General features: G+C 73.3%; 25 protein-coding genes and 1 pseudogene. 12 read left to right on the forward strand and 14 right to left on the reverse strand.

Annotated features, from left to right (window positions below):
• Window positions 1-129: 129 nt before the first annotated feature.
• From ACFV4P_RS13605 to ACFV4P_RS13625, 5 genes and pseudogenes are all read right to left on the reverse strand, one after another.
• A complete protein-coding gene (locus ACFV4P_RS13605; protein WP_380470573.1) occupies window positions 130-1,464 on the reverse strand; it encodes an MFS transporter in 1,335 nt (444 codons plus the stop codon).
• A gap of 138 nt (window positions 1,465-1,602) precedes the next feature.
• A complete protein-coding gene (locus tag ACFV4P_RS13610; protein ID WP_380364223.1) occupies window positions 1,603-2,142 on the reverse strand; it encodes a carboxymuconolactone decarboxylase family protein in 540 nt (179 codons plus the stop codon).
• 224 nt (window positions 2,143-2,366) lie between these two features.
• Window positions 2,367-3,851: an MFS transporter gene (locus ACFV4P_RS13615; RefSeq protein WP_380470575.1), complete on the reverse strand. Its 1,485-nt coding sequence runs from the start codon at window positions 3,849-3,851 to the stop codon at window positions 2,367-2,369.
• Window positions 3,852-3,935: 84 nt separating this feature from the next.
• Window positions 3,936-4,382: an Rrf2 family transcriptional regulator gene (locus tag ACFV4P_RS13620; RefSeq protein WP_380470772.1), complete on the reverse strand. Its 447-nt coding sequence runs from the start codon at window positions 4,380-4,382 to the stop codon at window positions 3,936-3,938.
• Window positions 4,383-4,535: 153 nt separating this feature from the next.
• Window positions 4,536-4,709, reverse strand: a pseudogene (locus ACFV4P_RS13625) (IS701 family transposase); the annotation flags it as partial.
• Window positions 4,710-4,805: 96 nt separating this feature from the next.
• On the opposite strand from ACFV4P_RS13625, the gene ACFV4P_RS13630 reads away from it, so the two are divergent.
• The gene (locus ACFV4P_RS13630) at window positions 4,806-5,621 is read left to right on the forward strand and encodes an SAM-dependent methyltransferase (protein ID WP_380470577.1); all 816 of its coding nucleotides are present in this window, start codon (window positions 4,806-4,808) and stop codon (window positions 5,619-5,621) included.
• Between the two features lie 268 nt (window positions 5,622-5,889).
• On the forward strand, window positions 5,890-6,396 hold the full coding sequence (locus tag ACFV4P_RS13635) for a DUF4328 domain-containing protein (RefSeq protein ID WP_380470579.1): 507 nt from the start codon (window positions 5,890-5,892) through the stop codon (window positions 6,394-6,396).
• Window positions 6,397-6,409: 13 nt separating this feature from the next.
• On the opposite strand, the gene ACFV4P_RS13640 is transcribed toward ACFV4P_RS13635, so the two are convergent.
• The 3 genes from ACFV4P_RS13640 to ACFV4P_RS13650 all read right to left on the reverse strand — a co-directional run bounded on the left by ACFV4P_RS13640 (window position 6,410) and on the right by ACFV4P_RS13650 (window position 9,817).
• Window positions 6,410-7,021: a hypothetical protein gene (locus ACFV4P_RS13640; protein WP_380470581.1), complete on the reverse strand. Its 612-nt coding sequence runs from the start codon at window positions 7,019-7,021 to the stop codon at window positions 6,410-6,412.
• 27 nt (window positions 7,022-7,048) lie between these two features.
• A complete protein-coding gene (locus tag ACFV4P_RS13645; protein ID WP_380470583.1) occupies window positions 7,049-8,032 on the reverse strand; it encodes an endonuclease/exonuclease/phosphatase family protein in 984 nt (327 codons plus the stop codon).
• Window positions 8,033-8,215: 183 nt separating this feature from the next.
• Window positions 8,216-9,817 carry a M4 family metallopeptidase gene (locus ACFV4P_RS13650; protein ID WP_380470585.1) on the reverse strand — a complete coding sequence of 534 codons (1,602 nt, stop codon included), beginning with the start codon at window positions 9,815-9,817 and terminating at the stop codon, window positions 8,216-8,218.
• Window positions 9,818-10,355: 538 nt separating this feature from the next.
• Between ACFV4P_RS13650 and bioB the strand changes: the two genes are divergently transcribed.
• The 3 genes from bioB to bioD are packed head-to-tail and all read left to right on the forward strand — an operon-like array spanning window position 10,356 to window position 13,746.
• Window positions 10,356-11,639 (forward strand): biotin synthase BioB, encoded by a 1,284-nt coding sequence (bioB, locus tag ACFV4P_RS13655; RefSeq protein ID WP_380470587.1) that lies wholly within the window; start codon window positions 10,356-10,358, stop codon window positions 11,637-11,639.
• A gap of 59 nt (window positions 11,640-11,698) precedes the next feature.
• Window positions 11,699-12,985 carry an adenosylmethionine--8-amino-7-oxononanoate transaminase gene (locus tag ACFV4P_RS13660; RefSeq protein ID WP_380470774.1) on the forward strand — a complete coding sequence of 429 codons (1,287 nt, stop codon included), beginning with the start codon at window positions 11,699-11,701 and terminating at the stop codon, window positions 12,983-12,985.
• A 26-nt stretch (window positions 12,986-13,011) separates the two neighbouring features.
• Window positions 13,012-13,746 (forward strand): dethiobiotin synthase, encoded by a 735-nt coding sequence (gene bioD, locus ACFV4P_RS13665; protein WP_380470589.1) that lies wholly within the window; start codon window positions 13,012-13,014, stop codon window positions 13,744-13,746.
• 87 nt (window positions 13,747-13,833) lie between these two features.
• On the opposite strand, the gene ACFV4P_RS13670 is transcribed toward bioD, so the two are convergent.
• On the reverse strand, window positions 13,834-14,451 hold the full coding sequence (locus tag ACFV4P_RS13670) for a TetR/AcrR family transcriptional regulator (RefSeq protein WP_073815554.1): 618 nt from the start codon (window positions 14,449-14,451) through the stop codon (window positions 13,834-13,836).
• Window positions 14,452-14,548: 97 nt separating this feature from the next.
• On the opposite strand from ACFV4P_RS13670, the gene ACFV4P_RS13675 reads away from it, so the two are divergent.
• Window positions 14,549-15,127, forward strand: coding sequence for a dihydrofolate reductase family protein (locus ACFV4P_RS13675; RefSeq protein WP_380470591.1), 579 nt, complete (start codon window positions 14,549-14,551; stop codon window positions 15,125-15,127).
• A gap of 70 nt (window positions 15,128-15,197) precedes the next feature.
• Here the strand turns inward: ACFV4P_RS13675 and ACFV4P_RS13680 are convergent, their stop codons facing one another.
• Window positions 15,198-15,560 carry a hypothetical protein gene (locus tag ACFV4P_RS13680; protein WP_380470593.1) on the reverse strand — a complete coding sequence of 121 codons (363 nt, stop codon included), beginning with the start codon at window positions 15,558-15,560 and terminating at the stop codon, window positions 15,198-15,200.
• Window positions 15,561-15,570: 10 nt separating this feature from the next.
• On the opposite strand from ACFV4P_RS13680, the gene ACFV4P_RS13685 reads away from it, so the two are divergent.
• A complete protein-coding gene (locus ACFV4P_RS13685; protein ID WP_380470595.1) occupies window positions 15,571-16,674 on the forward strand; it encodes an FAD-dependent oxidoreductase in 1,104 nt (367 codons plus the stop codon).
• A 47-nt stretch (window positions 16,675-16,721) separates the two neighbouring features.
• Here ACFV4P_RS13685 and ACFV4P_RS13690 read toward each other — a convergent pair whose 3' ends face one another.
• Window positions 16,722-17,627: an aldo/keto reductase gene (locus ACFV4P_RS13690; protein WP_380470597.1), complete on the reverse strand. Its 906-nt coding sequence runs from the start codon at window positions 17,625-17,627 to the stop codon at window positions 16,722-16,724.
• 96 nt (window positions 17,628-17,723) lie between these two features.
• On the opposite strand from ACFV4P_RS13690, the gene ACFV4P_RS13695 reads away from it, so the two are divergent.
• Window positions 17,724-18,629 (forward strand): LysR family transcriptional regulator, encoded by a 906-nt coding sequence (locus ACFV4P_RS13695; RefSeq protein WP_380470599.1) that lies wholly within the window; start codon window positions 17,724-17,726, stop codon window positions 18,627-18,629.
• Between the two features lie 28 nt (window positions 18,630-18,657).
• Here the strand turns inward: ACFV4P_RS13695 and ACFV4P_RS13700 are convergent, their stop codons facing one another.
• Window positions 18,658-19,347: a hypothetical protein gene (locus ACFV4P_RS13700; protein WP_380470601.1), complete on the reverse strand. Its 690-nt coding sequence runs from the start codon at window positions 19,345-19,347 to the stop codon at window positions 18,658-18,660.
• A 156-nt stretch (window positions 19,348-19,503) separates the two neighbouring features.
• Between ACFV4P_RS13700 and ACFV4P_RS13705 the strand changes: the two genes are divergently transcribed.
• Both ACFV4P_RS13705 and ACFV4P_RS13710 read left to right on the forward strand, forming a co-directional pair.
• Window positions 19,504-20,088 (forward strand): TetR/AcrR family transcriptional regulator, encoded by a 585-nt coding sequence (locus tag ACFV4P_RS13705; RefSeq protein ID WP_380470603.1) that lies wholly within the window; start codon window positions 19,504-19,506, stop codon window positions 20,086-20,088.
• 169 nt (window positions 20,089-20,257) lie between these two features.
• A complete protein-coding gene (locus ACFV4P_RS13710) occupies window positions 20,258-21,043 on the forward strand; it encodes an SDR family oxidoreductase (RefSeq protein WP_380470605.1) in 786 nt (261 codons plus the stop codon).
• A gap of 22 nt (window positions 21,044-21,065) precedes the next feature.
• Here ACFV4P_RS13710 and ACFV4P_RS13715 read toward each other — a convergent pair whose 3' ends face one another.
• Window positions 21,066-21,488 carry a GNAT family N-acetyltransferase gene (locus tag ACFV4P_RS13715; protein ID WP_380470607.1) on the reverse strand — a complete coding sequence of 141 codons (423 nt, stop codon included), beginning with the start codon at window positions 21,486-21,488 and terminating at the stop codon, window positions 21,066-21,068.
• Window positions 21,489-21,697: 209 nt separating this feature from the next.
• On the opposite strand from ACFV4P_RS13715, the gene ACFV4P_RS13720 reads away from it, so the two are divergent.
• Window positions 21,698-22,378, forward strand: coding sequence for a hypothetical protein (locus ACFV4P_RS13720; protein WP_380470609.1), 681 nt, complete (start codon window positions 21,698-21,700; stop codon window positions 22,376-22,378).
• A gap of 7 nt (window positions 22,379-22,385) precedes the next feature.
• On the opposite strand, the gene ACFV4P_RS13725 is transcribed toward ACFV4P_RS13720, so the two are convergent.
• Window positions 22,386-23,081, reverse strand: coding sequence for a class I SAM-dependent methyltransferase (locus ACFV4P_RS13725; protein WP_380470611.1), 696 nt, complete (start codon window positions 23,079-23,081; stop codon window positions 22,386-22,388).
• Window positions 23,082-23,389: 308 nt separating this feature from the next.
• On the opposite strand from ACFV4P_RS13725, the gene ACFV4P_RS13730 reads away from it, so the two are divergent.
• Window positions 23,390-24,541 (forward strand): ROK family protein, encoded by a 1,152-nt coding sequence (locus tag ACFV4P_RS13730; protein ID WP_380470613.1) that lies wholly within the window; start codon window positions 23,390-23,392, stop codon window positions 24,539-24,541.
• The last annotated feature ends 3 nt before the right edge of the window (window positions 24,542-24,544 follow it).

A 24,544-nucleotide genomic window follows, 5' to 3' on the forward strand; every position in this document is an offset into this window, starting at 1 on the left:
GCTGGCTCGGCCCGGCCCGGGGCGGGGTGGTGCACCCCCCGCGGGACCCGGTCCTCCTCCTTGTGCGCGCCGCGAGCCCCGCCCGCCCCCGGCACTGGGGCCTGTCCGGCGGATCTTGCCGGACAGGCCCTAGCCCATCGGCACCGGCTCCGGGTGCGCCGGTTGGGATCGTTCGGTGTCGGAAGCGCCGGAGGTCGCCGTGGCTGCGAGGCCGAGGAGGACGGCGGCCACCACGCCGGCGATGAACCAGCCGGACGGGCCGTTCTTGCCGAGGTGGGTGGCCAGGAGTGGGGTGGTGCCGCCCAGGACGGCGCTGGTCAGTGCGTAGGGGAGGCCGATGCCCAGGGCGCGTACGCGGGGCGGGAAGATTTCGGCGAGCAGCGCGGGCAGGACCGTGGTGACGCAGACCAGGTAGACCACGCCGCTGCCGTAGGCGAGTAGCAGACTGATGAACCGGCCGGTCATGGCGAGGTAGGCCCAGGAGCCCCCGGTGGCGAAGAGCAGGCTCGCCACGACCAGCAGCCGCCGTGGCCCGACCCGGTCGGCGAGCAGGCCGATCGGCACCTGGAGCAGGATCATTACGGCGGTGGCGCAGACCACGACCCAGAACATCGTCCCGTCCGGAGCCAGCCGCTGCCCCATCGCCGGTATCACCGAGGTCCAGGTGCTGCCGACGGTCGCCATCCCGGCCACCAGTAGGACGGAGCGCAGGACCTGCTGCCGGTGGGTGCGCAGGACCTCGCGCAGCGGGCTGCGGTCCTGACGGGAGCTCACCTCGCGCCGGAAGACCTCGCTCTCGGTGATCCGGCTCCGCAGCGCCAGCAGGACCAGCCCGAGCACGCCGCCGATCAGGAACGGCACCCGCCAGCCCCAGGTCTCCATCGCCCCGGGACCCACCAGGCCGGTCAGCATGCCGCCGAGCATCGCGGCGGTGAACGCGCCCGCGGCGGTGGTGAGCGAGAACAGGCTGCCGTAGAGGCCCCTGCGGCGAGGCGGGGCCAGTTCCATCAGGTACGCCGCCGCGGCGGGCCACTCACCGCCGGAGGAGATGCCCTGCGCGAGCCGGGCGCAGAGCAGCAGCACCGGGGCGAGGATCCCGGCCTGCTGGTAGGTCGGCGCGCTCCCGATCAGGACCGAACCGGCCGTCATCAGGAGAATCGCCAGCAGCAGCGCCGGCTTGCGGCCCCGGCGGTCCGCCAGCCGGCCCAGCAGCACGCCGCCGAGCGGCCTGGCCAGCACGCCCACCCCGAGCACCGCGAAGGCACCCAGCAGCGAGGTGGTCGGATCGGCGGAGGGGAAGAACCGCTCCGCGAAGAGCGGGGCGAACAGACCGTACGCCAGCCAGTCGAAGGATTCCACGAAGTTCCCGACCACGGTCGCGGTGACGGCGCGGCGACGTAACCGCACGGCCTCGGGCGAAGGGGCGGGCAGCGGGTGGAGCGGGCTGGCCTCGGTGTGCGGCATGGGCGGGCTGCTCCCGACGCGGACGATGTGAGGGCTCATGATTCCGGGCCTCGCGTCCGCTGCCTACTTCTCGATTGCTCTCTCCTCACCGCCGCGCATCCCGGGCCCCGGTCCACCGACCGGGGCCCGGGGGCGTCGTCAGCGCGGGCTGCCGTACCCGTGCGCCACGATCCGCTGGGCGCCCTCGGTGTAGTAGCTCCGGTCGGCCGGCAGCTCGGTGTCGAGGCAGCTGACGTAGCGGTTGTACATGCAGAACGCGGCGGCGATCAGCACCGTGTCGTGGATCTCGTCGTCCCCCGCACCCTCCGCCCGGGCGGCGGCCACGGCCTTCTCCGAGACCGGGCGGGCGAACGCCTGGACCTCGGCGGCAACCCGCAGCAGGGCCCGCAGCTGCTCGGAGACCGGCGCGGTCTCCAGGTCGTTCAGGACGGCCGTCACCAACTCCTCGCCGCCGTCGAGCTGCGCGGCGGCGAACGCACCGTGCGAGTCGGAGCAGAACCGGGTCCGGTTGAGTTCGGAGACGTAGGCGGCTATCAGCTCGCGCTCTCCCCGGGGCAGCGGGGAGGGGCCGCGCAGCAGGACGTTGACGAGCTGGTTCAGCGGCGCGGCGCTGTCGGGGCGGTCGGCCAGCAGACCGCTGATGCCCGGGAGGTCGTTGCCGATGCTGATGTGTGGCACTGTGGTTCTCCTTAACGGCGTTCCGGATGTGACCGTCCGTCGACGGGGATCCCGCCCGGCACCGTCCGGTGTCTGTACCCGGGCACTCCGCGCCGACGGTCTGAATTCTGTCCGGCGGATCGGGTCCGAATCCATAGGCGGACCGCCGTTCGTCAGATCTCCCCGCCCCATGAGCAGCACAACGATCCGACCATCCGAAGGTCACACGAGCCGCCGGACAGAACCTAGTGGACGTTGTTCGACTCCTGCGTCGGCGCGGCCACCGGTGCCGCCTCGACATTGGGTCCGGTCTCGACCCCGGAGCCGGTCGTGGGGCGCATCTGTGACGCGACGACGAGCGTGAGGACGACGACCGCGGCCATGGCCAGGAAGACGTCGGAGTAGGCAGAGCCGTCAGCGCCGGAGTAGAGGGGGTTGATGGCACCACTGCCGCCCTGCTGCCGTGCGGACACCAGCACGCCGAACACGGCGGGGCCGGTGCCGGCCCCGAGGAACTGGGCCCCCTGGAGGATCCCGAGGCCGACGCCGACCTGTTCCGGGGGCAGCTCGCTCGCCGCGGCGCCGATGGTGGTGGTCATCACGAGCATGAAGCCGATGCTCAGCCCGAGGATCCCGACTCCGGCGAAGAGCACCGAGGAGCCGCCGGCGAAGGACGAGAGGAACAGCGAGAACAGTCCGATGAGGCCGAGCCCGCAGAGCACCAGGACCCGCGCGTTGACACGGCCTGCGAGGCGTCCGATCCACGGCGACAGCAGCGCGGTCACGACCCCGGCCGGGATCATCACCAACGCGCCCTCGCCCGGGGTGAGTTCGTCGACCTCTACCAACAGCAACGGGACGAACACCAGTCCGCCGAGGTTGACGACCATGGCCAGGAACGCGACGAGGACGCCCGTCCGGTAGACGCGGTTGGCGAACAGCGACGGCGGAACGAACGGCTGGTCGACCCGGGCGGTGCGCAGCCCGAAGAGTGCGAGCGCCACGATCGCGGCCAGGAGGCTGCCCCAGGACAGGGGGTCGGTGAAGCCGGAGACCTGTGCCCGGGTCATGCCGAACAGGACGAGACCGGCTCCGAGGCCCAGGAGTGCGCCACTGGGGAGGTCGAGCCGACCCGAGCCCCGCGCAGTCCCGTCCGGGAGTACGCGCAGGGCGGGGAGGAGGAGCAGCAGCGCGGCCACGAGCATGATCCAGAACAGTGCGGGCCAGCCGAGCGCGTCCCCGATGCCGCCGCCCAGCGCCGGTCCGGCCGCGGTGCCGACGCCCGCACCGGCGGAGACGACGCCGATCCCGACACCGCGCCGCTCCGGCGGCAGCAGCGTGGTGACGGCGAAGATCGAGAGCACGGGGATCGCGGCCGCGCCGATGCCCGTCACGATCCGCCCGGCCACGAGCACGCCCAGATTCGGGGAGATCGCGCAGATCAGGCTCCCGAGGGCGTAGGTGAGGAGCGCGAAGGCGAAGAGACGGCGCAGGCTCACACGGTCCGAGATGCGGCCGTACAGGGGAATGCCGACCGAGAACATCAGGAGGAACCCGGAGACGACCCAGGCGAGTTCGGCCTCGGAGGCCCCGAATTCGGACCCGATCGCCGGAAGCATCAGATTGACCATGTCGCTGGCCGTGACCGTGACGAGGATCGCCGGCATCAGCACGGCCAGTAAGCCCAGTTCCGAGCCGGTCCGCTCGGTCGTTGTCGACGGGGAGGTCATACGAGGCCCTTCGGGTGATTACTGCCACCATGACAGTTACAGTTAGGACAAAAGGGTGGCGGAGGACAGTGCCTCCGCCATCGGTCAGTTGGTGACGCGTTGTGCGACTTCACGCTCACTGGCCAGTACTTGCCGGACGAGGTGGGCGATCGTCGTCCGCGCGAGCCGTTCCTTCATGGCCCGCTCCGCGTCCTGGAACTCCGCCTCGAGCAGACTCTGCATGTTTCGCCCCACCTCGCACTCGGCGCTCGGCGGATGCGGGTGCCGCGCAAGGACCGGTCCCGTCTCCACCGCGGCATACGCGTCGTGGAGCGTGATCTCGCGGGCGGGCCGGGCGAGCGACCAGCCGCCGTTGCGCCCCTCGGTCGACAGGACCAGGCCGGCGTCCCGCAGACTGCCGAGGATCCGCCGCACCAGAACCGGATTGCTCGCCAGGCTCTCCGCGATCTCCGCGGAGGTCAGCGAGCGGCCCCAACGCCCCAGCATGGTGAGCGCGTGGATCGCGACCGCACTCCTGCTGCTGATGCTCACCGCGCCCCCTTCACGACGATCGCCTCGCCATTTCAACTGCAACAACGCTAGTAGCAGTTGGATCCGTGTGTCAATCCGGCATACCGGTCGTGGGGGCCACCCGGGGCCGCGTGCGGCATCACCGAGGCCGGCGCCATTCCTTGTTCTGCGGAACCACCCGTTCTTGCGCTCCAACGGCGCCAACAGCCCCCGCATGTACGCCGGCGCCGACTCCCGCGACTCGCTCCGTGCGAACCGGTGCGCGAACCGGTGCGCGAACCGCTCGCGCAGCTCTGCCGGCCCGTCGGACCAACGACGAGCATCGACCTGGGATACCTCCCCACCCATGAACAACCCGACGAACGAACCCAGCAGCCGCCACGGTAGGCACCATTGCGGTACTAGGCTTGGGGCTCCGAATTTCCGACCGACAGGGTGGTTTCGATGGCGGACGACACCCCGGGGATCGACGGGTCGAAGCCGAGCATCGCCCGGATCTACGACTATCTGCTCGGCGGTCGGGACAACTACCCGGTCGACCGCGAGATCGGCGATTTCTTCCTCAACGACCTGCCCGGCTCGGTGGAAGTCCCCGTGGAGAACCGCCGGGCCCTGATCCGCGCCGTCGCCGCGATGGCCGAGGACGGCATCCGCCAGTTCGTCGACATGGGCAGCGGGCTGCCCACCGCCGACAACGTCCACCAGGTCGCCCGGCGCCACCGCGCCGACGCCCGCGTCGCCTACGTCGACAACGACCCGACCGTCCTCGCCCACGGCCGCGCCCTGCTGGCCGCCGACGAGCGCACCACCGTGGTGCTGGCCGACGTGCGCGAGCCGGAGACCGTCCGCCACCACCCCGAGGTGGCGCGGCTGATCGACTTCGACGAGCCGGTGGGCGTCGTCTTCAGCGCCGTGCTGCACCACCTCGACGACGAGGAACGCCCTGGCGAGCTGGTGCGCTGGTGGGCGGAGCGGGTGCCGTCGGGCAGCCGGCTCTACCTCTCGCACTTCCGCTCCGGCCACAACGAGCAGACCCGGCTCGCGGAACGGAAACTCCAGTCCGCCTTCGGTCGTGGCCGCTTCCGCACCGACCGGGAGATCGCCGACCTGTTCGGCGACCTCGAACTGCTCGAACCCGGGCTGGTCCCCTGCTCGCTGTGGCGGCCCGAATCGGCCTCCGGAGACCGGTCCGGCACGGGTGAGCGGGAACTGACGGTGTGGGAACAGATGATTTCCTGCGGACTGGCCCGCAAGCCGTAACTGCCGTACGCGGCAAGGCCCGGTGACGGCCGCTCACCCCCCCCCGGTGGCTCCGGCGGCCGGATTCCGCTTTGACAAGTCGAACGCGCCCCCTATTCTTCAGGCCGAATCTGCGTGCGACCGGCACCGCAGTAACGTCCGGTGGGGGCTCGCAGTGCATTCCGAAACCGCTCACGACATACCGCGCCCGCAGGCCGCTCCGCCCGGCCGGCCGCTCGGCGGATCGCCCGTCGGATCGCCCGTCGGATCGCCCGTCGCCGTCCGGAAGTTGGCGCTCGCCGCACAGGTGCTGATCGGCCTCGAAACCGCCCTGCAACTGGTGCTCGCGGCGGCCGGCGGCACCCGCTCGGCACTGTTCCGGGCGGTCGTACCGCTCTCGGCCCTGCTGTTCTTCGGCTCGGTCGCGGTCTTCCTCGTCTGGTTCCGGCGCTGCCGCCTCAACGCCGAGCTCCTCGCTCCGGGGACCCACCGCTACTCCCTGGGCTGGGCCGTCGGCGCCTGGTTCACGCCGGTGGCGCTGCTGTGGATCCCGCGCACCGTCACGCTCGACATCTGGCGCGCCTCCTCGCCCGCAGGCACCGGCGTCTGGCTGGTCAACGCCTGGTGGGCCGCCTGGCTGGCCAAGACCGTCGGCGGCGTGATCGTCGGCGAGATCGGGCACAACGCCTACGGCTACTCGGCCTTCGACACGGCCGCCGGCCTCGCCGCGGCCGTCCTCGCCGTCCTGCTGATCCGCCGGCTCACCGCCCACCAGGAAGCCGCCCTGCGCGGGTAGCCGCAGGCAGCCCTCAGTCGAACGCCACCACGAGCCGGACGGCCTCCTCCCCGTAGCGGTCCGCCAGCGCCTTCATCACGGCGAACACGTGCGGCCAGTGCGTGCCGCCGCCCAGCAGGTAGCCGGCCGTGAGCGGCTCGTAGGTGCAGCGCACGTCCCCGGCCGTCCATTCCGTCGCGGTCGAGCGGCTGAGCCCGGCCGGCGGCGGCCCCACCTCGGCGAGGACGTCCGCGGGCCACTGCGCGGGCACCAGCAGCTGACGCAGCGGCGACCGCCCGGACTCCGGATGCAGGCTCAGGCGGCCGGCGAAGTGGTCGGGCGCGGTCGCCGGGTCGAGCCGGGCGAGTTCCGCCCAGCCGACCCAGCTGGCCCCCTCGCACCCCTCAAGTCCGGCCCGCAGGACGCTCGACACGTCGTCCGGAAGACCGCGACGGGCCGCGAGCGGACGGAAGCCCGCGTCGTTCCGCACGCCGAACAGGCAGCCGAAGGCCGCGTAGTCGCTCTGGTCGTACAGCGGCCACAGGTCGACGGCCTTGACCCGGGGTGCGGCGTCGTCGGCGTCGAGGTGCCCGGCGGCCACGCCGGGGTGGCGGTGCTCGATGCCGCCGAAGATGCCCGTGCTCATGGCCGTAGAGGCCAGGGCATGTCGGGGTCAGTCGCGGACCGCGAGTTCGGCCACCACCGCGCGGTGGTCCGTCCGGGCCAGGGTGTGTTCGCCGATCGACACCGGGACCAGGGCCGGGCCGTGCAGGACGTGGTCGATCTGGATCATCGGCGGCAGGTACGGGAAGTCCAGGTTGTGCTCCGGCCAGGTCGGGAACAGTCCGGCCCCCAACTCGGCGTGCGCGTCGGCGAGTCCGGTCGCCAGCAGGCTCCGCATCGGCGCGTGGTCGAGCGTCGCGTTGAAGTCGCCCAGCAGCACCGCGTTGCGGCTGCGTCCCGGCGCGGCATCCCGCAGCGCGTGCATCCCGGCCGCCCACTTGGCTGCGTCGCCCAGGGGGTAGTACGTGTGCACCGCCACCAACCGGACCGGCCGGCCGTCCACGGTGACCGTCACGTTGGTGGTCGGCCAGGCCGGATCGGCTGCCGCCGTCACCGGCAGCCGGGTGTAGATCGCGGTGTCGGTGCCGTCCGGCATCTCCCGGTGCGGGAGCAGCTCGCGGATGCCCGCCGCGTCCAGCGCAGCCGCCGCCGAGCCGCTCAACTCCTCGACCGCAACCGCGTCCAGGCGCTGCGCCCGGACCAGGTCGACCAGCGCCTGCGGCGAGACGTTGCCCAGGTACGCGTTGCTGGTGGCCACCCGAAGCCGCGGCGCACCGGCCGGCGCCTCCGCCCCGTCGGGGACGAACCGCGGTACCAGCCACCACAGTTGCAGCCCGACCAGGGCGGCGGCCGACACCGCGAGCCAGCGGCGGCGCAGCACGGCGAGCACCGCCGCCGACAGCAGCGTCAGCAGTGCCGCGTACGGCAGCCCGGCCATCGGCAGGGCGAGGATCGTCCCGTCGTCCAGGCCCAGCACGCGGACCGCGGCGAGTGCGGCCGGCCCGAGCAGCAGCAGGCCGCACAGGGTGGTCGCGCTCGGACGCCACCACCGTCTCCGCGCGGGTGAACCGGTTCCCGACCTGCGGTCAGCCACGATGCTCCTCCGGTGGGGGCACCGGTGGCATTCATGATCACCGGTCGCCGTCGTCGGAAGAGGACGCCCGAGGGAGGAACTCGGTTCCGGCCGGACGTGCGCCACCCGGTGGCGGGCCCGGCCGGGCGCCGGCCGCAGTCGGGTGCGGCCCGCAGCCCAGCCGGGCCCGGCCGGGTTGCGGCCTCAGTTGACGTTGACCGCCTTCCACGCCGCGGCCACCGCGTCGATCTCCGGCTGGCCGTACAGGTCCCTCGCCGCGGCGACGGTCGCGTTGCGGGCGGTGCGGTAGTTGGTGGTGGAGGTGAAGTAGATCGTCAGCGCCCGGTACCAGATCGCGGCGGCCTTGTCCCGGCCAATGCCGAGGAGCGTCGAGCCGTCGGCGGTCGGGCTGTTGTAGGCCACGCCGTTGACCACCTTCGCGCCGCTGCCCTCGGACAGCAGGTAGAAGAAGTGGTTGCCGACGCCCGAGGAGTAGTGCGGGTCCAGGGTGCCGATGCCCGAGTACCAGAAGTCCCGCGAGTAGCCGTCCTTGGAGGGCTTGTCCATGTAGCGCAGCGGGGTGCCGTTGCCCATGAAGTCGAGCTTCTCGGCGATGAGGTAGTCCGGCGGATCGGCCTGCAGGTTGGCGTACCACTCGACCATGGTCCCGAGGATGTCCGAGGTGGCCTCGTCGAGGCCGCCGGGTTCGCCGGAGTACGGCAGTCCGGCGGTGGCCGCGGTGATGCCGTGGCTCATCTCGTGGGCGGCCACGTCGAGTTCGGTCATCGGCTTGCTGTTGGAGGGGCCGTCGCCGTAGCTCATGCAGTAGCAGGTGTCGTCCCAGTACAGGTCCGTGAGGCTGTTTCCGACGTGGACGCGGCTGGTGATGCCGACGCCGTTGTTCCTGATGCCGTTGCGGCCGAAGGTGTTCTTGAAGTAGTCCCAGGTCGCGGCCGCGTCGAACTGGGCGTCCACGGCTGCCGACTGGCGGTTGGAGGGGAATCCATTGCCCCAGATGTTGGTGGTGCTGGTGAACAGCGGGCTGCCGGGCACGCCGCCGTCGACGGTGAACTGGTTGCCCCGGGTGGCGTCCTTCAGCTGGTAGGTCGCGCCGGTCTGCGTGGTGGTCAGGGTGACGGCGCCGACGTTGACGCCAGTGCCGGTGCCCGTCGCGGTCCGGACGGCGTCGTCACTGGCGAGCACCGCACCGGTGCCCGCGTCCGTGATCACCCGCCGGCTGCTGGGGACGCCGTCGGTGCGCACGCCCTGCACCACCGTCCGGTAGGCCAGCCGCGGGGTGTCGCCGCCGGCCCAGACCACCAGCTGCGCCTCGCCGGCGGACCCGACTTGCGCGAGCGCCGCGCCCTCCTGCGCCGTGTTCGCTCCGAGGGTGGCCCGGACGGCGTCGGCCGCCCCGGCGGCGGCCCGGTCGGCGGAGAGCTTCGGGGCGAGGCTCGGCAGCGACAGCCGCCCGGCGAAGGCGCGGTCGACGGAGGCGATCGAGCCGTCGGCCCGCTGGTGCACGACCAGGTCGCCGCCGATCACGGGCAGGCCCGCGAAGGTCCGGTCGTAGCGCAGGTGACGGGTGCCGTCGGCGTCCGTCACCACGTCCTTGACGACGAGTCTTTCCCGATCGCCCAGGGCGAGCGCCCCGGCGACCGGGGCGGCCTGGGCCTCGGCCAGTGCGAGCAGGGCGTCGTACTGCTGCACCGCCGACGGCACGCCCGCCTGCGCGGGGGCGGCGGCGACCTGGACGAAGCCCGCCAGCAGGGCGGTGGCGGAGAGTACGGCTCCGACTGTCAGCATTCGCTTCACGTGCGGGGTCCCTTCCACGAAACCGCAGGTGCGCGGTCGCGCCGCGCACCGGGGCGCCGGGGTTGGCGCCGTGGGGCGGTACGGGCGCTGACGTGCTGCTCCCGTGCGGTCCTCGACGGCCCGTCAGGGTGGGGGGACGGCCGCCGAACGGGAGTTGGGCAGAAGCATGACAACACATGGGGCGAAATGACAGCTTCTCTCCGCACAGTGGCCAGGGCCCGCCACCGGGCCGGGCCGGGCCGCCCGCCTGCCGGTGATGTCCCGCTATCACCCCGTTCGCCGCGCTGGCGGGATCCCGCCAGCGACCGCCCCCTTGCCGCCTCCCGGACGGCCTGCTAGCGCCTCGCCGGAGTCTGCCGTCCGCGGACGGACCGCCCGGGCCCGGCCGCGCCGTGCGCCCGTGCGCCCCTCCGCACCCGGTTCGTCGCCGCAGGTCAGCAGGCGTTGTGACTACTCGCACACGCTCCGGGCGATCTTCTGGCGTGTTCCCTCTGGCGAACGGTGGGGCAGCCCGGGCAGGATCGGGCTCATGGATCTCCTCGACACGCTGACCGACAAGGGCCTTCGCCGGGAACTGCCCACCCGCGAGGAGGCGCTGGCCGTCCTGGCCACCACGGATGACGACTTGCTGGATGTGGTCGCGGCCGCGGGGCGGGTGCGCCGCCAGTGGTTCGGGCGGCGGGTGAAGCTCAACTACCTGGTGAACCTGAAGAGCGGCCTGTGCCCGGAGGACTGCTCGTACTGCTCGCAGCGCCTCGGCTCGAAGGCGGAGATCCTCAAGTACACCTGGCTGAAGCCGGACCAGGCCGCCGAGGCGGCGGCCGCGGGCGTCGCGGGCGGCGCGAAGCGCGTGTGCCTGGTCGCCAGCGGGCGCGGCCCGACGGACCGGGACATCGACCGGGTCGCGGACACCATCGCGGCGATCAAGGGCGCGGACGAGCAGGTCGAGGTCTGCGCCTGCCTGGGCCTGCTGTCGGACAACCAGGCCGAGCGTCTGAAGGCGGCCGGCGCGGACGCGTACAACCACAACCTGAACACCTCCGAGAGCACCTACGGCGACATCACCACCACCCACACCTACGCGGACCGGGTGGACACCGTCACCAAGGCGCACGGCGCGGGCCTGTCGGCCTGCTCGGGCCTGATCGCGGGCATGGGCGAGAGCGACGAGGACCTGGTCGACGTGGTCTTCGCGCTGCGCGAGCTGGACCCGGACTCGGTGCCGGTGAACTTCCTGATCCCGTTCGAGGGCACCCCGCTCGCCGAGGAGTGGAACCTGACGCCGCAGCGCTGCCTGCGAATCCTGGCGATGGTCCGGTTCGTCTGCCCCGACATCGAGGTGCGGATCGCGGGCGGCCGCGAGGTGCACCTGCGCTCGATGCAGCCACTGGGCCTGCACATCGCCAACTCGATCTTCCTGGGCGACTACCTGACCAGCGAGGGCCAGGCCGGGCAGGCCGACCTCGACATGATCAAGGACGCCGGTTTCGAGGTCGAGGGCGCCGAGCAGACCACCCTGCCCCGCCACCGCGCGGCGGCCACCGGCGGCGGCTGCGGATCGGTGTGCGGCGGCGAGTCGGCCGAGGCGGGCTGCGGCGGCGGCTCGGGCTGCGGCGGCCACGAGGAGACGACCGCCTGCGGCCCGTGCGGCGGGCACGCTCCCGAGCAGGCAGCGGACGACGCGGCCCTGAACGGCGCGACCCTGGACGGCGCGGCCTCGGAGGCCTCGCAGGCTTCGGACGACGAGGCGCGCACCGACCTGGTGCGGGTGCGCCGTCGCGGCGCGGGCACCGAACTGGCGCCGAACGCGTGAGGGACGCAACGCAGTTGCTCGACCTGGACCGGGCGCACGTCTGGCACCCGTACGGTCCGATGCCGGGAACGGTCCGGCCGTTCGTGGTGGAGTCGGCCGCGGGCGTGCGCCTGCGGCTGGCCGAGCCGGTGGGCGGGCACGAGGAGCTGATCGACGGGATGTCGTCCTGGTGGGCGGCGATCCACGGCTACCGGCACCCGGAGCTGGACGCGGCGGTCCGCGACCAGCTGGAGCGGATGAGCCACGTCATGTTCGGCGGGCTCACCCACCGCCCGGCGGTCGAACTCGCCGTCAAACTGGTGGAGTTGACGCCGGAGCCGTTGCAGCACGTGTTCCTCGCCGACTCCGGCTCGGTGGCGGTCGAGGTCGCGCTGAAGATGTGCCTGCAGTACTGGCAGTCGCTGGGGCGGCCGGAGAAGCGGCGGGTGCTGACCTGGCGCGGCGGCTACCACGGCGACACCTTCCACCCCATGTCGGTGTGCGACCCCGAGGGCGGGATGCACCACCTGTGGGGCGGGGTGCTGCCGCAGCAGCTGTTCGCGGCCGAGCCGCCCGCCGGGTACGACGCCCCTGCCGACCCGGAGTACCTGGCGCACCTGGCCGACCTGATCGAGCGGCACGCCGGCGAGCTGGCCGCCGTGATCGTCGAGCCGGTGGTGCAGGGCGCGGGCGGAATGCGCTTTCACTCCCCCGCTTATCTGACCGCGCTGCGGGAGTTGTGCGACGCGCACGACGTCCTGCTGGTCTTCGACGAGATCGCCACCGGCTTCGGCCGCACCGGCGAACTCTTCGCCGCCGACCACGCGGGCGTCTCCCCGGACGTGATGTGCCTCGGCAAGGCGCTCACCGGCGGCTACCTGACGCTGGCCGCCACCCTGTGCACGGGCAGGGTCGCGGAGGGGATCTCGCGCGGCGAGGTCCCGGTGCTGGCGCACGGCCCGACGTTCATGGGCAACCCGCTGGCCACCGCCGCCGCCAACGCCTCGATCGACCTGCTGCTTCGCCAGGACTGGCGCACCGAGGTCAAGCGCATCGAGACCGCGCTGCACGGCGCCCTCGCGCCGTGCGCCGACCAGCCCGGGGTGCGGGACGTCCGGGTGCTGGGCGCGATCGGCGTGGTGCAGTTGGACGCGCCGGTCGACATGGCGGCGGCGACCGCGGCCGCCGCCGAACAGGGCGTGTGGCTGCGCCCGTTCCGCGACCTGATCTACACCATGCCGCCGTTCGTCACCGGGGACGCGGACATCGCCGCGATCGGCCGCGGCATCGCCGCCGCTGCCGCGGCGTCCCACGCCGTGTCCCGCACCGCGTCCCGCACCGAATCCCGCGCCGCTCACGGCGGCTGAACCACCGCGTCCCGAGGAAGAGCACCATGTCGTCGTCCGTTCTGTTCGTCACCGGCACCGGCACCGAGGTCGGCAAGACCGTCACCACCGCAGCCCTCGCCGCCCTGCACACCGCTCCGGTGGCGGTGCTCAAGCCCGGCCAGACCGGCCTGGCGCCGGGCGAGCCGGGCGACATCGACGAGGTGGCCCGGCTGGCCGGGCCGCTGGTGCACGGGGTCGAACTGGCCCGCTACCCCGAGCCGTTGGCCCCCGACACGGCGGCCCGCCGGTCCGGCCTGCCGACCCTCGCACCGGACGAGGTGGCGAAGACCGTGGCCGACCTGGCCGACCGTTTCGGCGCGGTGCTGGTGGAGGGCGCGGGCGGCCTGCTGGTCCGCTACGACGAGCAGGGCCGGACTCTCGCCGACCTCGCCGCCGCCTGCGAACTCGCAGGCGTCCAGGCCGAGTTCCTGCTGGTCGCGGCGGCCGGCCTGGGCACCCTCAACGCGACGGCGCTGACCGCGGAGGCGCTGCGCCACCGCGGCCTGGCGCTGCGCGGGGTGGTGGTCGGCAGCTGGCCCGCCGACCCGGACCTCGCGGCCCGCTGCAACCTCGCCGACCTCCCGTCCGCCGCCGGCGCGCCCCTGCTGGGCGCCCTGCCGGCGGGCGCGGCCGGCCGACCCGCCCCGGCCTTCCGGGAGGTGGCCGCGTCCTCGCTCGCCCCTGCGCTGGGCGGCCACTGGGACGCCGAGGCGTTCGCGACGGCGCACCGCCCCGGCTGAGTCCGCCGCCACGGCCGACTCTCGCGGCAACGGCGCGACGGGAATCCCCCGTCGCGCCGTTTTTTCATGCCCGGGTGCCGCGTTCCGTCACCGCCCGCTCGCGCTGCCGCCCGCGCCGCCGGCCGCGCCCTGCTCGCCGATCAGGCGGGCCACCAGCTCGTTCACCAGCTCGGCGCGCTGCTCGGGCGTGAACAGGTCGGGCAGCGCGAGGCGTTCCAGGATCAGCCAGTTCAGCGCCAGGTAGAGCAACTGGACGGCGGTGGCGTCGCCCGGCAGGCCGGACGCCAGGTGGTAGTCGATGTTGAACTTCAGGTCCTCGCCGATCCGGCGGGTGACGGTCTCGCGCAGTTCGGGGCGGCGCAGCGCGGCCAGTCGCAGTTCCAGCAGGGCCAGGAAGCCGGTCGGGAAGTCGGCGATCCGGTCGACGAGTTGGTGCATCAGTTCGGCGACGCGGGCGACGTCGCGCGGGCCGGCCAGGCCCTGGGCGAGGGTGTCGGGGTCGGCGCCGAGGCGCTCGTACACGCGTTCGGCGCACTGGGTGAGCAGGGTGTCGCGGTTGGCGAAGTAGTTGGAGGCGGTGCCGGCCGGGACGGCGGCGCGCTGGTCGACGGCGCGGAAGGTGAGTCCGCGGGCGCCTTCGTCGGCGAGGACTTCGATGGCGGCGTCGAGCAGGGCCGCGCGCCGTTCGGGATTGCTTCGAGCCATTGCTTGTAACCACTCCACTCGTAGTGCTACGGTCTTACCACTTCAGTCAGAGTACTACAGACCAAGTGGTCACCGGTCTTCTTCGAGAGGCATCAGGATGCGAAAGCTCGTGTACTTCGTCGCCGTCTCCATCGACGGCTTCATCGCCGGCCCGTCCGGCGAGTTCGACTTCTACCCCCAGCCCGACGACCTGGTCGCACACCTGCGCGCCGAGCTCCCCGAGACCATGCCGGGCCATGTCCGGCCGCACATCGGTCTCGACGGCGTGCCCAACAAGCGCTTCGACACCGTCCTGATGGGCCTCGGCACGTACCGCCCCGCGTACGACCACGGCATCACCAGCCCCTACCCGCACCTCAGGCAGTACGTGGTCTCCTCCACCCTGCCCGAGCCGACCGACCCCGCGATCACCGTGGTCCGCACCGATCCGCTCGGCCTGGTCCGGGAGCTGAAGCAGCAGCCCGGCGAGGGCGACATCTGGCTCTGCGGCGGCGGCCTGCTGGCGGGCGCGCTGCTCCCGGAGATCGACGAACTCCTCTGGAAGCGCTACCCCGTCATCGCCGGCACCGGCATCCCCGCCCTCGCCGGCGAGTTCCACCCCCGCCCGTTCACCCCCACCGAGACCTTGGCCTTCAGCAACGGCGCGACCCTCACCACCTACCGCCCGACCGTGTAGCCCTCCCCGACCGTTCACCGAGAAAGGCCCGCGCGGCGAAGGCCCGCGGACGACGACGCCGCCGGGTGGGCTACTGCGAGGCCTGGGCCTCGCCGGCCCGGGCGATCGCGATCAGTTCCTCGTCGCTCCAGGTGAGGCGGCCCGAGCGGAGGTCGGCGAGGACCGATTCCAACCAGTCGTCCTCGGCTGCGGCGAGGGCGCGGGTGTACTCGATCTCCAGCATCGCCACCCGGGGGACGCCGAGCGCCGCCGCATCGGCGAGCGAGCGCTCCTGGGCGGCCCGGCCGGCGCGCACCGCGGCGAGGCGGGCGGTGAGGGCCTGTTCGATCTCGCCCGGCGCGAGCAGCATCAGATTGGAGAGGGCGACCGGGAACTCGGGGAATTCGAGCCTGGGTTCGCGCAGCATCTCCAGCAGCCTGCAACAGGCGGGCATCGAAGCCACCGTGTACGAGGCCTACCGGGGCTCCGCCGAGGGCGTCGGCGCCGCGCTCGGCCTGGCGCCCAACGGGCTCGCCGCACTGGACGCGATCGGCGTCGGCGACCTGGTCCGGCGGCTCGGCGACCCGATGAAGGCGATCGTGCTGCAGAGCTGGAACGGCAGGCGGCTCGCCGAGATCGGCAGTCCCGGCACCCTGGAGCCCACCCGGCTGGTCATGCGCGGCGACCTCTACCGGGCGCTCTACGACGAGGCCCGCCGCCGGGGCATCCGGATCGAGCACGGCAAGCGGCTGACCGGGGCCGACGGTGGCGAGGGCTCCGTCACCGCGCGGTTCGCCGACGGCGCCACCGCCACCGGCGAACTGCTCGTCGGCGCCGACGGAATCCGCTCCACCGTGCGCACCCTGATCGACCCGGCCGCCCCCCGGCCGCGCTACGCCGGGCTACAGGGCTTCGGCGCCGTCAGCGCGGAGGCCGGCCTGGTGCCGGACACCGGCGGGAAGATGTTCATGACCTTCGGCAAGCGGGCCTTCTTCGGACTACAGGTGATCGGCGGCAACGCCGTCTGGTTCGTCAACCTGCCGCACCCGGAGCCGTTGACGCAGGCCGAGGCGGTCGCCCGCGGAGCCGAGCGGTGGCTGGAGGTGCTGGCCGAGGCCTGCGCCGACGACCGCACCCCGGCGCTGGAGCTGATCCGGCGCACCGATCCGGCCGAGCTGCTGATGACCGGCCCGATGGAGAACATGCCCCGGGTGCCGCACTGGAGCCGCGGCCGGCTGGTGCTGACCGGGGACGCGGCCCACGCACCGTCCTCCAGCTCCGGCCAGGGCGCCGCACTGGCGATCGAGAGCGCGGTGGAACTCGCCCGCTGCCTGCGCGACCTGCCCCTGCCCCTGCCCCGGGCACTCGACCGCTACGAGGAACTGCGCCGCCCGCGCGTCGAACAGATCATCAAGCAGACCGAGCACACCAACAGCAACAAGGCAGCCGGCCCCGTCGGCCGGGTACTGCGCGACACACTGATGCCGATCGGCATGAGGCTGATGAACCAGGAGAAGCTCTCCCGGCCACTCCGGCACCGGATCGACTGGTCCGAGCCCGCCGCCTGACGGGCGCTCGGGCACGCGGCCCCACCGGGCAGGCGCGGACGGCGGCGTCAGCGGCCCAGGGTGGCGAGTTCGGTGGGGCCGAGGGTGAGGGTGGCTGCGGCGGCGGAGTCGCGGATGGAGGCGGGGCGGCGGGCGCCGGGGATCGGGACGACGGTAGGGGACTGCGCCAAGTGCCAGGCGAGACAGACCTGTTGGGGGCTGACCCGGAGGGTGGCGGCCAGGGTGTGGAAGGGCGTGGTGGGCGGCGGGGTGGTGGCGGCGGGGTCGTCGACGGCGCTGCGGGAGATGCCGCCGAGGGGGCTCCAGGGGAGGAAGGCCAGGCCGAGTCCGGTGCACAGGTCGAGGGTGTCGCGGGTGTCCTGGTGGGCGGGCGAGAAGCGGTTCTGCACCGAGACGAGCCGGTCGCCGAGGACGGCGTGCGCGGTGCGGATCTGTGCGCAGTCGACGTTGGACAGGCCGATCATCCGAATGGTTCCCTCGTCGGCGAGCTCGCGCAGCGCCCCGACCGAGTCCTCGAACGGCACCGCGGGGTCGGGCTTGTGGAGCTGGTAGAGGCCGATCGCGTCGACGCCGAGGCGCGCCGCCGAGGCGTGGGCGGCGCGGCGCAGGTGGCGCGGGTCGCCGTCGACGGTCCACGAGCCGTCGCCGGGCCGGCCCCGGCCGCCCTTGCTCGCGACCAGCACGCCGTCGGTGTCGCCGCCGTACGTGGCGAGGGCGCGGGCGATCAGCCGTTCGTTGTGGCCGACTTCGTCGGCGTGCCAGTGGTAGCTGTCGGCGGTGTCGATGAGCCGCACGCCCGCGTCGAGTGCGGCGTGCAGGGTGGCGATCGCCTGCGCCTCGTCGGGGCGGCCCTCGACGGACAGCGGCATCGCACCGAGCCCGATCGCCCCCACCGGGACCCCGCCGATCGTGCGGGTGCCGCGCTCCCCCTGCTGCTCCTTCACGGTGCCCACTGCCTCTCCGTCCGGTGATCGTTCCGGTGAGAAGCCTGCCGGGAGCCGGTCGCCAGCGGTAGTGTCCGGTCGACGATCTCCTTTTCAGGAGAACTGTTGATCGACGTTCAACGCCTCGCCGTTCTGCGGGAGGTGGCCCGCCGGGGCAGTTTCAACCAGGCGGCCGCGGCGCTGCACTGCACGGCCTCGGCGGTCTCGCAGCAGATCGCGGCGCTGGAACGCGGCCTGGGCGCGCCGGTGGTCGAACGGTCCACCAGGGGCGTCACGTTGACGGGCGCGGGCCGGGTGCTGGTCGAGGCGGCGGACGCGATCGCGGCCGAACTCGCCGACACCGAGCAGCGGATCACCCGGCTGACCGCCGCCCGCACCACGCTCACCGTCGCGACCTTCGCCAGCGGCGGCCGCCGGCTGCTGCCGGGCGCGCTGACCGGGTTCGTCGCGGAGCATCCGGAGGTCGAGCCGACCATCGTGGAGGCCGAGCCGGAGGACAGCCTGCCCGCCGTCCGCGAGGGCCGGGCCGACCTCGCCCTCGCCTACCACCTGGACGGCCCGCCGCCGGCCCGCGCGGGCGACCGCTCCGGCCTGGACTGGACGCCGCTGGTCGAGGATCCGCTGCTCGTCGTCCTCCCCCGCCGCCATCCGCTGGGCCACCGGCCGGTCCTGCACCTGGCCGAACTCGCCGACCAGCGCTGGATCCTGGGCTGCCGCAAGTCCGCCGGGCAGCTGGCCCGGTTCGGCGCGCTGGCCGGCGTCGACCTGCGGATCTCCTGCACCGCGACGGACTACGAGTTCGCCCAGTCGCTGGTCCGCTCGGGCATCGGCATCGCCCTGATCCCGCAGATCGCCCTCGCCGACCACCCGGACCTGATCTCCCGCCCCCTCGCCGAACCCGCCCCCCGCCGCCACCTCGGCCTCGCCCTCTCCCGCCGCCGCCGCACCCCCCGCGCCCACCTCGCCGAAGCCCTCGCCGCCCGCCTCACCGCCGAGGCCCGACTCCTTTGACCGACAGGCAGGTTGGGCATCCCGCCGCTCAGATGGGGCTGGGTATGACGTGGGTGGGGACGCGTTCGGCGTCGACCAGGCAGGAGACGGTGCGCTGGTGGAGGTCGCCGACGCGGTCCAGCACGGCGACCCGGACGTACACGTCGACGATCGTGGCGAGGGCCGGCTCGGCGAACCAGGCCAGCCGCATGCGCACGCCGCCAGCGAGGACGGCGTTGGGGCCCGTGGAGGTGAAGTGGTAGTGCCGGCCGGAGCTCAGTCCGCGGGCGCCGGCGGCCGCGATCACCCCGGCGCGGTCCACCCAGCCGGTGGTGGTGGGCGGCGTCCGCGGGTCCGCCGGGTCCATGAAGTCCACCCGGTACTCGATCGACCGGAGGACGACCGCGTCGTTCCCGTTGTTGGTGAGGAACGACGCCCAGGCGAGGACGCCGCCGGGCGCCTGGTCGTCGGCGACCCAGGCGATCAGGCCCAGCAGCGGCTGCACGGTGCGGGCGTACTGGGCGCGCGCGACGACCGCGCCGACACTGCCGAGCAGGCCGGCGGTGGCGCTCTGCACGTCCAGCAGCTGCCACGACCACGGCCACTGCCGCAGCCAGTCCCCGCTCAGGTTCTGCCGGACGATCGCGTGGACGAAGAGCACGACGGCCGCACCCAGCATCGCGTTGAGCGTCCGGGTGACGAACGGGCTGCGCCGCAGCACCCGTTGACGTAGATCCACCTGATTCCCCCTCGGTCGACACATCGCCGGCACGTCGCCGGCAACACGGGCCGGCCTCTTCAGAATCCACCCGTTCGGGTGACTGCGGAAGGGTCGCGCAAGGGGTCGGGGCAAGCGTTGTTGACCTCAAGGTCGAATATGTCGTACCGTCAGGTCATGGGACGACCGAAGCAGTTCGACGAGGACACCGCGATCGCACAGGCGATGCAGGTGTTCTGGACGAACGGCTACGCCGGCTCCTCCCCGGCCGAGCTGGCCGAGGCGGCCGGCATCGGCAAGGGCAGCCTGTACCACGCGTTCGGCTCCAAGCGGGAGCTTTTCGGCCGGGCGCTGGACGCGTACGACCGGGTCGGCATCGAGCTGACCGAGGAGTTCCTGTCCGGCCCCGGCACCGCGAAGGAGGCGATCCGCGCCTACCTGGCGATGCTGGTGGAGAGGGACTTCGCCGGCCCGGTGCGCCGCGGCTGCCTGGCCGTCAACACCGCGCTGGAGCTGGGCGGTCGGGACGCGGATGCCACCCGCACGGTGCGCCGGCAGACCGAGCGCAGCGCCGGCCTGCTGGCCGCGCGCATCGAGCGGGGCAAGCTGGAGGGCGACGTCCCGGCGTCGATGGACGCGGCCGCGCAGGCCAGGTTCCTGATGACGGCGCTCGCGGGCCTGCGGGTGATGGCCCGGGCCTACGACCGCGACGCCGTCCTGGACGTCGTCGACACCACCGTCAGCACCGTCTTCGGACCCTGATCACCCGCCGGCCGACCGCACACCGACCGCACACCGGGCACCACCGACCGACCCCTGAGGACACCGCACGGCGACAGCGCAGCCGCGCGGTCCCGCACGCCTTGATATTTGACCTACGATTCAAAAACCATCGGCCGCCCTCGCGAGGACGGACCGGAAACGAGGAGCCATGGATCTCGGACTCAACGGCCGCACCGCCCTGGTCACCGGCGCGGGCCGCGGCATCGGCCTCGTCATAGCCCGCGCGCTCGCCGCCGAGGGCGTGACGGTGGTGGGCGCGACCCGCACCGCCACCCCGGAGTTGGCCGCCGTCGCCGCCGTCGCGACCGCCGACCTGAGCACCCGCCGGGGCGCGGAGGGCGCGGTCGAACAGGCGCTGGCCGCGCTCGGCGGCATCGACCTGCTGGTCAACAACGTGGGCGCGGGCGATCCGTCGATGTTCGCCCTGGGCGGCGTGCTGGACGCGCCGGACGAGCAGTGGCAGTCGCTGTTCGACCTGAACGTGATGTCCGCGGTGCGCACCACCCGGGCCGCGCTGCCCAGTCTGCTGGAGCGGCGCGGCGCGATCGTCAACGTCTCCTCGATCAACTCCCGTATCCCCAGCGGCTCTCCGGTCGGCTACGCGGAGGCCAAGGCGGCGCTCACCCAGTTCGGCAAGCGCCTCAGCGAGGAGCTCGCGCCGCGCGGCGTGCGCGTCAACACCGTCTCCCCCGGCCCGACGTCCACCGACCAGTGGACCAGCGCCGCCGGGTACGGCGGCCGGATGGCCGACGCCCTGGGCGTGCCGCTCGACGACCTGCTGGCCGGCCTGCCCGCCCAGGCGGGTACCGCGTCCGGCCGGCTCTCCACCCCGGAGGAGGTCGCCGACGTCGTCCTGTTCGCCCTCTCCGACCGGGCCGGCAACGTCCACGGCGCGGACCTGGTGGTCGACGGCGGCACCCTCAAGGCCGCTTGAACACACAGGGGTTGACGATCCATCAGGCCAGCGGCCGGGTCCATCGGCGCCACCGCTCCTCGCGCCCGTACCCGGCCGCCAGCCAGGCCGACTGCCCGAGTTCGTTGCGCTCCAGCACCATCGCGTCGGCCCGCCGGCCGCCCAGCGCCTCGAAGCGCTCGTGCGCGGCGTCCAGCAGCGCGGCCCCGATGCCCCGACGGCGCGCCGACGGGTGGACGGCGAGGCGGTAGAGGTGGCAGCGCCAGCCGTCCCAGCCCGCGATCACCGTGCCGAGGATCGCGCCGCCCCGCTCGGCCAGGATCAGCGCCTGCGGGTCGCGCTCCAGCAGCCGCGCCACACCCGCCCGGTCGTCGCTGATGCTGGTTCCCTCGGCGGCCTCCGCCCAGAACGCCAGCACCGCGTCGATGTCCGCGGGCACCGCGGCCCGCAGTTCGTACTCGCTCATGGCACGCCTTCCTACCAGCGGCGATGCCCCGAGCACCAGCCCTTTTCGCGGCCCTCCCCCATCATCCGTTCGCCGTAGGCAACTTGACGGACCATCAGCACCCTTGCCTTCCCCGCGCCCCCTTGACGGAGGCCCGTGCCGCCCTCCAGGGTGTGGTCCACTCCCTCGCACCGCCGCCCCTCATCCACCCGACCCCACCGGGAGACGGCATGCGTGCACCGACCCAGCACCATCACGGCACCCCCCTGCGCGGCACGCCCCTGCGCGGCGCGGCCGCCGTGGCGCTCGCCCTGGCCACCGCCGCCGCGCTGACGCTCGGCGGCAGTGCCTCCGCCGACGACCCGTCCAACGCCCAACTGCTCATCGACAGCGGCTTCGCCGGGCCGCTGGGCCTGAACTGGCAGTGCACGAACGTGGCCCGGGACGGCGCCGGCATCACCGGCCACCCCGTCGGCGACGACTACGCGCGCTGCTCGCAGACCGTCGCCGTGCTGGAGCACACCACCTACAAGCTGGAGGCCTCGATCTCCGGGCCGTACGTCTTCCTCGGCGCGGTCGGCGGCGACACCCCCGACACCTACACCTGGGCCAACTACCCGAGCAGCGGCCGACTCTCCACCACCGTCACCACCGGCCCGACCACCACCCGGCTGACGGTGTACGTGCACGGCTGGTACGGGCAGGAGGCGTACCACGCGAGTTCGGTGACGCTGACCGGCCCGCGCGCCCCGGTCCCGTGCGGGTCGTTCACCATGCCGCCGCCCCCGTCCCCGTCGCGCCCGGCCACGACGCCCCCGCCCCCCTCGCCGTCGAGCGCCGCCGCGGCCGCGAACGCCGTCACGCCGACGGCCAGTTGCCTCACCCCGTACCCGCTGGAACGAGCGGACTGACGGGGCGTCAGCCGCGCAGCGTCCAGACCGTGGTGGTCTTCACGGCGGTGTCCTCCAGGTCCGCGGCGACCGGGACGGCGTACTCGGCGAGCGCGGTGAAACGCTCGCGCGGCAGGTAGGCGCGGCCCGGATCGCCGACCACCACGGTGGCGCCCCGGGCGGCGGCGCGCTCCAGGAACGGCAGGAAGCGCGCCGCCATCGCCCGCTCGTAGAACACGTCGCCGGCCAGCACCACCTGGCAGTCGCCGCCGTCGCCGTCGAGCACGTCCGCGAGCTCCGCCGTCACCGACACGCCGTTGGCGGCCGCGTTCACGGCGATCGCCGCCACCGCGTACGCGTCGATCTCCGCCGCCCGCACCTCGGCCGCGCCGCTCAGCGCCGCCGCCACCCCGACCAGGCCGGAGCCCGCCGCCAGGTCCAGCACGGTGCGCCCGGCGACCAGTTCGGGCCGGTCCAGCACGTGCCGGGCCACCGCCACGCCGCCCGCCCACGGGAACGCCCAGAACGGCGGCGGCAGTCCGATCTCGCCGCGCTCCCGCTCGGTGACCTCCCAGAGCGCGATCGCGTCCTGCGCCATGTGCAGCCGCACCTCGGGCACGAACGGCACCGGCCCGGGCTCGGTGTGGGCCCGCACGAACTCCGCGTCGGCGGAGCCGATCTGACAGTCCGCAGCATTCCGCAACGTGGCGGCGTCGTTCCCCATGGCGCACAGCCTAGGGGCAGTGATCACCGCTTCCGTGCCGCCACGACACGGCCGGACGATCACCGCGCGATCACAGGCCACGTACCGTTTCGATACCGAAGCCGTGATGAGCTGCGGAAACGCTCGCTCCGCAGGGGACGCCCGAGTACGATCCGGGCAGACGCCCCGGTTCACGGCACATGCTCGTGCCCGGCCGCGGGCGGCGGCTCGCACGGGGGCGTGCCCGGCACCTGAACGCCGGTGCGCCGCGACCCGCGTTCACGGCACCGCGCGCCAGGGCAGTCGCGCGAAGCGGAAGGGCAAGCGACTTGGCGGATCGTCTTACCGGCGGGGACTCCTCACTGCTGCGGCGGATCAACGCGGCGGTCACCCTGCGGTCGTTGCGCGACGGGCAGGCCGTCACCCTCACCCAACTCGTGGGCGACACCGGCCTGTCCAGACCCACCGTCGAAGGCGTCATCGAAGGTCTGCTGGAATCCGGCCTGGTCGCCGAGGTCGAACACGTCCAGGAGTCGGGCCGTCAACGCGGCCGCCCGGCCCGTTGGTTCCGCTTCCGCGCCGAGGCCGGACACGTCCTCGGCATCGAGATCGGCGTCCACGACCTGCGGGTCGTCCTCGCCGACCTGGCCGGCGAGGTGATCACCAGCCACGCCAAGCCGGTCGACGAGTCGACCGAGGCCGAGGAACGGCTCACCCAACTCCGCACCACCGTCGCCGAGGTGCTCCGCAAGGCCGGGGTCTCCCGCGACAGCCTGTGGGAGGTCGTCGTCGGCACCCCCGGCATCGTCGACCGCGAAGGCGTCGTCCGCCTCGGCACCGCGATGCCCGGCTGGACCGGCCTCGACCTCGGCGCCCGGCTGCGCCGCTCGTTCCGCTGCCCCGTGGTGATCGAGAACGACGCCAACCTGGCGGCCATCGCCGAACATTGGCAGGGCGCCGCCGTCGGCAGGGGCGACGTGGTGTTCGTGATGGCCGGCCTCAGCCCCGGCGCCGGCTCGCTGATCGGCGGGCGGCTCCACCGCGGCTTCGGCGGCGCCGCCGGCGAGATCGGCGCCCTCCACCTGCTCGGCCGCCAGGCCACCCCCGAACGCCTGCTCTCCACCACCGGCCAGCCCCTCGACCCGCTGGACGAGGCCGCCGTGGCCCGCGTCCTGCGGCTCGCCCGCGAGGGCGACCAGGTCGCGCAGGTCGCCATGGACCGCTTCCTCGGCCGCCTCGTCCACGACGTCACCGCGCTCGTCCTCGCCCTCGATCCCGAACTCGTCGTGGTCGGCGGCTGGGCGGCCGGCCTGGACGGCGTCCTGGAACCGCTGCGCGAACAGCTCGCCTGCTACACGCTGCGCGCGCCCGAGGTCGAACTCGCCGCGCTCGGCTCCGAGGTGGTGGCGATGGGCGCGCTGCGGGTGGCCCTCGACCACGTCGAGGAGCAGCTGTTCGCGGTCGACCCGCCGGCCCGGTGACGC

This window comes from Kitasatospora sp. NPDC059795 (assembly GCF_042732175.1).
Taxonomy (GTDB): Bacteria; Actinomycetota; Actinomycetes; order Streptomycetales; family Streptomycetaceae; genus Kitasatospora.